Here is a 6,105-nt window from a genome sequence, read left to right as displayed (position 1 = left end):
TCGGCGGTGGTGCCGTTGCCCGTGGCGGTGCCGGTGTTGCCGAGGTTCACGTCAACGAGGGCGTCGGCGGTGGTGCCGTTGCCCGTGGCGGTTCCGGTGCCTGCGGTGTTGCCGAGGTTGACGTCGACGAGGGCGTCGGCGGTGGTGCCGTTGCCCGTGGCGGTTCCGGTGCCTGCGGTGTTGCCGAGGTTGACGTCGACGAGGGCGTCGGCGGTGGTGCCGTTGCCTGCGGTGTTGCCGAGGTTGACGTCGACGAGGGCGTCGGCGGTGGTGCCGTTGCCCGTGGCGGTGCCGGTGTTGCCGAGGTTCACGTCAACGAGTGCGGCGGCCGCGGTGGTTCCGGTACCTGTTGGGGCGCCGGCGGCGTTGCCGAGATTGACCTCGGCGACGGCCGTAATTTCGGACGACCCCGACGTCGTTGGACCACCCAGCAGGCCCAACGACGTCGAAGCAATGACGTCCGCCGAAACGGACTCGGATTCTACGGCCACAGTGCCGGTAACGGTCGTGTCCGCGTTGGCCGCTGTGGCGCCGAGGGCCAATAGACCTCCGGCAAAGAAGGTGCCTAGAAGGCCCCTGCGAAGTTTCTGATGCATTTTGATGTCTCCTGAAGAGTTGTTGTCGGGCGCTCAAAGCGGCCCGAAATTGGCCGTATTTCTGCACAATGGATGGCAGAAAGGGCCCAACTAGTCAGGAGAGGAACCGGGGTCGATAGCCACCGGTGAGGGGAGATGCTGAAGCGGGCCACTGGCAGGCACAAGGCCCATCAGCGGAAGGTAGTCGAACGGGTTGGTCAGCCAGGCGGCAGAAGGAGAGGGCCCGCCGGGAGATTGGCCGTTACCCGCTCCGGATCCTGCAGGCGGAGTCGGGTGCGGTGCGCCCGGCGGGTCCACCTCGCCCTCGGTAGGCAGTCCTCCTCCTGCGGACATGCCGGGCGAGGACTGGGAAGCTCTGGTGGGGACCAACGAAGGCAGGACAGCCGAATGCGGCGATAGCCTTAGGCCGGGGATTCCATCGGGTGCCGGAACCAAGACCTGGGAGGGCCCGTTGGAAACACGGACACTGTCGGCGCTGTCCGAGGAAGCGGATCCCGTGACTGCGGCGAGCGGCGCGGGCAGCGGCAGAACGACGTCGGACACGTGCGGCGTGGCGAGGTTCTCAACGACCTCCACGATAGGTGCAAGGGCCGGCGCCGCGAGCGGCGGCGTCTCTGCGAGCACATCGGTAATGGATTCGAGCGGCGCTTCCAAGGCAGGTGCCGCATCAGCGACCGGCCGAACTACGGATCCTGTGACGGTCTCCGCAATGCCACCAACTGCTTTGTCCGCCAATGCGGTCACCGGGGCAGTCAGCTGCGTCGCAGCGCCGGTCGGGACCACATTGGCGGACGGCAGGGTATTCACTGCTGCTTCCAGCGGGGCGGCGGCGAGGTCCTTCACCAGCGGGGGTAGGGCGTGCGGCGCTGCCGTAGGAGCAGAACTCGCCGGATCCTGCTGGGGCTGTGGAATGGGGGCAGGGACGGGGGCCGGAACGGTCACGGCACTCGGATGTCTGGCAGGCTGTGCCGTCAGGGAATGAATAGTCTTCTGTACCGTCGGAGGGACGCCGGCAGTGTGGGCCTCGCTGTCGAGTGTCGAAGAAACCGTGGAAGCGATCCCGCCGAGCAGGGAGTCCTGGTTTTGCTGAGGACTTGCTTCAGCGGACGGGGCTGCAAAGGAAAGCCAAGCTACGGCTGCCGCGCCCGCAATGAGAATCGGACGCAAGGGGCGGAGCGCGGACCAAGACAATGCACTGCTGGCCATGCTCGACACCCCCCGGCTTGCGAACAATCTGACGATCTTTTACAGCGTATGCCTCGTTGAAAGGCAGAGTCCAGTGTTGGAAGAATATAAATCCATCGAATCGACGGGGCGGTTTCCCGCCGTCGTCGTAAAACTGACCAAATGTAGTGGTGTTGAGGCCCGTCAGCGATGCCCCCGGGCGGCAACATAAGCCGTGTCGGCCCCCTTTATGTTCCCTGACAATTTTCGAGCGTGTCGAAGCTGTGCGGCATGCCTGATCCCGAACGGAGCCACGCGGCTGGCAATGGTCAAGGCAGGCCGTGCTGTGCCGATGAAGTTCACCCTTTGCGGCGACTACGGGCTCAACATTTTGAAGTCAGGATCTCCCACGTCCGTCCGCGTCGAGTGCCCGGCCAACACGCCCGTAAGTGCAGTGGAGCCTACTTCGGCTCCAGGGGCCGGCACCCTGAGCTACGACGCGGCCGCCCAGACGTACAACTACGTGTGGAAGACTGAGGGCAGCTGGTCCGGAACGTGTCGGTCGTTCGACATGAAGCTGAATGATGGCAGCTCCCACGAGACGATGTTCAAGTTCCTCCGGTGACGTGGAAAGGAGCCCCGGCCATGAGCCAAGAACATGCCCCAGTCCGCCGTCGAGGCTGGCCCGGAGTCATCCTCTGGTCGATCTTGGTCTTCTCATCCATTGTCCTGATGGTTATCGGCCTGCTGCGTTCCACGTTCTTCGGATATACGGCGATACCGGAATTTGTAGAGGACGCACGAGTAGGAAGCCTTTACCTGCTAGCCGGTTCCGCAGCCTCGTTCGCAGCTGCATTTTGGTCGTTCCTGCGGGGCCACCCCCACTGGGTAACAGCCTGTGTGGCGGCGCCCGCCATCCTGATCGGGGGAGTAGCCCTCGTGTGGCCTTATAGCCTGCTGCGGCACATCGTTGCCGTTGTGGCCTTGCCTGGAGCGATCGCAGGAGTCATCGGCGGAATGGTGGATCGCGGCTACCGCCGCACCTGATAGAGGGGCGCCTCACGAGTATCAGGTGGTGCGGCCCTCTGACGAAAAGAGGCCGATGGTGATGTACGCGAGGATGACCATGTAGACGCAGCCTATGACCAGAGCGGCGATCGCAAACCCGCGGCCGCGCTCACTTGTGTTCTTGATCTGGTTCAGTGCGACGAGACCCAAGATGACGCCCGTCACCCCCACAAGGAAGGATGAGACAAATGCAGTGATGGAAAGGATGTTGAACCTGACCGTCGCAGGTTCTTCGCCCTGGGGCATGGTGGGGCGCCTTCTGCTGAGGAGTGCTCATCCGTGATGCCTTCCATGTCCCAAGCCGGTCGCCCGCCAAGGTGCTTAGAGGCCACGAGGTATCAGGTTCGCCGGGGCCCCTGTACCCCCGGTCAGCAGGGATTTTACCTGGGCCCACCATAAACCTGTGGAAAGGGGCCTGGCGCCTCAGTCGTGCACCACACATACCCTCCTGAACCGCATCAACATGCTCATTCAACAGGGAATTGACTAGGATGCCCCGGTTGGCTTCGGCTCCAGGTTCGGCCGGAACATCATCTCACCGTGTCGGCGTCGGTCACCCGCTGCGATCAATCGTGGACCCAAGCCTTAGAGGACGACATCTGATTGACTGGGCGCATGATCAGGGAAGCAAGAGCAGAAGACCTCCCGAGAATGCGCGACATCGAAGTCGCAGCCGGCGAAGCATTCCGTACCCTCAACATGGGTGCCGTTGCTGATGATGCGCCACCCAGACTGGAAGCCTTGGCCGTCTATCAGCAAGATGCCAGGGCATGGGTTGCCGCCGATTACGGTGACCAGGCGGTGGCCTACATCCTGGTAGACGTGGTCAATGCGTTTGCCCATATCGAGCAGGTGACCGTCCACCCGCTTCATGCGCGGCAGGGACTTGGCCGAAGACTCATCGACAAAGCCGGTCGCTGGGCGGCGGCTCGCGGACTCAAGGGGATGACCCTGACAACCTTCGAAAGTGTCCCTTGGAACGCGCCCTACTACGCCCGCCTGGGATTCCAACCGGTGCCGGAACACCAGTGGCCGGACGGTCTGTGTCAGATCGTGCAGTCAGAGCGTGCCCATGGCCTGGACGCATGGCCGCGAGTCGTCATGAAAAAGGACCTCGAAGGACAGGGTCAGTGCGCATCGTTGGGGTAGCTGACGCCCAGTTGCGCCCGGACGCCGTCGAAAAGCCGCATGGTGTTCAATGAGTCTTCCAGCGGCATGACCGGGCTTTCGGTCAGACCCTGCTGGATGCAGCGCGTCACCTCGCGAAGCTCGTAGGTGTAGCCCAAGCCCGCTATATCGAAGTGCTCTGTGCGGAGCGGTTCGCGCCCGATTCCGACAACGAGTTGCCTGGGGTTGTTAATGGAGCCCAGCGATTGAAGATAGCCCAGGCTTCCGGCCACGGTGGCGGCGCGCGGGCCGTAGGCCAGCAGGGAAGAGGTCAGTTGTGCCTGCGCTCCGTGGTGATATTCCAGGGTCAATGCGTTCTGGGCGTCCACGCCGTCTTCATTAAGCGCGCCTGTGGCACTGACGGCCTGTGGAAACCCCAGCGTGCCCAAAGCCCACAGCAGGGGGTAGACGGTCAGATCGAGGAGTGCCCCGCCGCCGTCCTTGACCGCCCACAGACGCGCTGTGGGGGAGTAGGGTGCCGGGAAGCCGAGATCCGCTGTGACCCACTGCACCGTGCCGAGTTCGCCAGACCGTGCGATTTCAAAAGCCCGCTGCATGCTCGGGAGGAAGCGGCTCCAGACGGCTTCCATCAGGAACAGGTTCTTGTCGCGGGCTACGGCTATGAGCTCGGCGGCCTCGCGGGCATTGATGGTGAAGGCCTTTTCGCAGAGGACGTGCTTTCCCGCATTGAGGGCAGCCAGCACCATCTGGTGATGCTGGGCGTGAGGCGTCGCCACATACACAACGTCCACCGCGTCGTCGGCGAGGAGCCGCTGGTAGCCCTGCTGGCCGCCGTCGTCCCCGTACGCCCTGGAGAAGCCGAACTCCGCGGCAAACGCCTCCGCTGCCTCCTGCCGGCGTGAACTGACGGCGTACAGCTCGGCGTCACTGAGCAGTGCCAGATCCCGGGAGACCAGTGAGGCGATCCTGCCGGTGGCGATCACTCCCCAGCGCAACGCAGCACCGGTAGCGGCACGGGGATCCTGGTTGGACTGGCTGAAAAGCCATGGCGTGGCGATGGGCAAAGTCATGACGCCATCCTCTCACCCGCCGGGGGGAGCGCTGCGGCAATTCGCACGGGAAGTGCGGGAGGGTTTGGGAGTGGGCGGCGGGAAGTGCGGGAGGGTCTTGAGCCTGCCCGCACCTGCCGCCGGAAGCTACACCGCCGGAACCTACACCGCGGCGGCGCCGACTCCGGCATCCAGCCCTGCAGCCGCCCCTGCGCGGACACGGGCGGGTTCCTCGGTCAGCCTGCCCTGCTGCAGCCTGAAGCGTCGGTCGGTTTTGTTGGCGAGCTGGCGGTCGTGCGTGACCACGAGGATCGTAGTGTTGTGGTCCCTGCTGAGCGAGCTGAGGAGTTCGATGATGTGCTCGCCGGTCTGCTCGTCCAGGTTGCCCGTGGGCTCGTCAGCAAGGATCAGCTTGGGCTCGTTGGCCAAGGCCCGGGCGATGGCAACGCGCTGCTGCTCGCCGCCGGAGAGACGGTTGACGCGGCGGCCATGCTTCTCCGGGTCGAGCTGCACCTGCTGGAGGAGCTCGCGTGCGCGCTGGTCCCGCACCGGCTTCCGCACGCCCGCGAACTCCATGGGAAGCATCACGTTGTCCAGAGCCGAGAGGTTGGGGATCAGGTTGAACTGCTGGAACACGAAGCCGATGTCCCGGCGCCGGTACTCCGTCAGCTTGCCGTCCGGCATCGCTGCCAGGCTGACGCCGTTGACGACGACGTCTCCGCTGGTGGGTTTGTCCAAGGCGCCGAGAAGGGACAACAGGGTGCTTTTGCCGCTGCCGCTCTTCCCGACGATGGAGGCCAGCGTTCCCTGCTCCAGTCCGAAGCTGACGCCGTTGACCGGCTTGATGGTGCGGTCCCCGGTCTTGAACGTGCGGACGAGGTTCTTGACTTCAATCATGGCTATTCTCCTCGGAGGACTTCGATGGGACGGATGTGGGCGGTAAGCAGGGCCGGAACCAGGGCTCCGATGATGGCGACGCCGAACACCGCGGCGATGCCGGCGGCGATCACGCCGGGGGAGGCGCTCGCCGTGACGGAAGTCAGGAGCTGGGAGGCGCCGCCCAACGGGCCTCCGCCGGGGACGCCGCCGCCGGGGAAGCC

The 6,105-nt window shown here is 64.5% G+C and carries 7 protein-coding genes and 2 pseudogenes; 3 read left to right on the top strand and 6 right to left on the bottom strand.

What is annotated here, in order from left to right:
* Together AC3A3W_RS08075 and AC3A3W_RS08070 are read right to left on the bottom strand one after the other, a co-directional pair.
* A pseudogene (locus tag AC3A3W_RS08075) lies at positions 1-596 on the bottom strand (hypothetical protein); the annotation flags it as partial.
* Positions 597-686: 90 nt separating this feature from the next.
* Entirely contained in the window at positions 687-1,538 is an 852-nt protein-coding gene (locus AC3A3W_RS08070) for a hypothetical protein (RefSeq protein WP_487441774.1), read from the bottom strand.
* A gap of 472 nt (positions 1,539-2,010) precedes the next feature.
* Here AC3A3W_RS08070 and AC3A3W_RS08065 point away from each other — a divergent pair, with 472 nt between their 5' ends.
* Positions 2,011-2,385, top strand: coding sequence for a PxKF domain-containing protein (locus AC3A3W_RS08065; RefSeq protein WP_487441776.1), 375 nt, complete (start codon positions 2,011-2,013; stop codon positions 2,383-2,385).
* A 20-nt stretch (positions 2,386-2,405) separates the two neighbouring features.
* Entirely contained in the window at positions 2,406-2,807 is a 402-nt protein-coding gene (locus AC3A3W_RS08060; RefSeq protein WP_487441772.1) for a hypothetical protein, read from the top strand.
* A 21-nt stretch (positions 2,808-2,828) separates the two neighbouring features.
* Here the strand turns inward: AC3A3W_RS08060 and AC3A3W_RS08055 are convergent, their stop codons facing one another.
* Entirely contained in the window at positions 2,829-3,074 is a 246-nt protein-coding gene (locus tag AC3A3W_RS08055; RefSeq protein ID WP_487441770.1) for a DUF4190 domain-containing protein, read from the bottom strand.
* Between the two features lie 369 nt (positions 3,075-3,443).
* Here AC3A3W_RS08055 and AC3A3W_RS08050 point away from each other — a divergent pair, with 369 nt between their 5' ends.
* The gene (locus AC3A3W_RS08050) at positions 3,444-3,977 is read left to right on the top strand and encodes a GNAT family N-acetyltransferase (RefSeq protein WP_487441769.1); all 534 of its coding nucleotides are present in this window, start codon (positions 3,444-3,446) and stop codon (positions 3,975-3,977) included.
* Here AC3A3W_RS08050 and AC3A3W_RS08045 read toward each other — a convergent pair.
* From AC3A3W_RS08045 to AC3A3W_RS08035, 3 genes and pseudogenes are all read right to left on the bottom strand, one after another.
* On the bottom strand, positions 3,956-5,026 hold the full coding sequence (locus AC3A3W_RS08045; protein WP_487441768.1) for a Gfo/Idh/MocA family protein: 1,071 nt from the start codon (positions 5,024-5,026) through the stop codon (positions 3,956-3,958). The genes AC3A3W_RS08050 and AC3A3W_RS08045 overlap by 22 nt on opposite strands.
* A gap of 141 nt (positions 5,027-5,167) precedes the next feature.
* Positions 5,168-5,902, bottom strand: coding sequence for an ABC transporter ATP-binding protein (locus AC3A3W_RS08040; protein WP_487441766.1), 735 nt, complete (start codon positions 5,900-5,902; stop codon positions 5,168-5,170).
* Between the two features lie 2 nt (positions 5,903-5,904).
* Positions 5,905-6,105, bottom strand: a pseudogene (locus AC3A3W_RS08035) (ABC transporter permease); the annotation flags it as partial.

Source organism: Arthrobacter sp. Soil_N43 (assembly GCF_057655195.1).
The sequence above is the reverse complement of the archived record's forward strand: the minus strand, read 5'-3'. Positions and strand labels throughout refer to the sequence as shown.

What these genes read in the sequence shown, in the direction of transcription:
- AC3A3W_RS08045 (WP_487441768.1), bottom strand. Translation starts at nt 5,026, where the DNA reads ATGACTTTGCCCATCGCCACGCCATGGCTTTTCAGCCAGTCCAACCAG.
- AC3A3W_RS08060 (WP_487441772.1), top strand. Translation starts at nt 2,406, where the DNA reads ATGAGCCAAGAACATGCCCCAGTCCGCCGTCGAGGCTGGCCCGGAGTC.
- AC3A3W_RS08040 (WP_487441766.1), bottom strand. Translation starts at nt 5,902, where the DNA reads ATGATTGAAGTCAAGAACCTCGTCCGCACGTTCAAGACCGGGGACCGC.
- AC3A3W_RS08055 (WP_487441770.1), bottom strand. Translation starts at nt 3,074, where the DNA reads ATGCCCCAGGGCGAAGAACCTGCGACGGTCAGGTTCAACATCCTTTCC.
- AC3A3W_RS08050 (WP_487441769.1), top strand. Translation starts at nt 3,444, where the DNA reads ATGATCAGGGAAGCAAGAGCAGAAGACCTCCCGAGAATGCGCGACATC.
- AC3A3W_RS08065 (WP_487441776.1), top strand. Translation starts at nt 2,011, where the DNA reads ATGTTCCCTGACAATTTTCGAGCGTGTCGAAGCTGTGCGGCATGCCTG.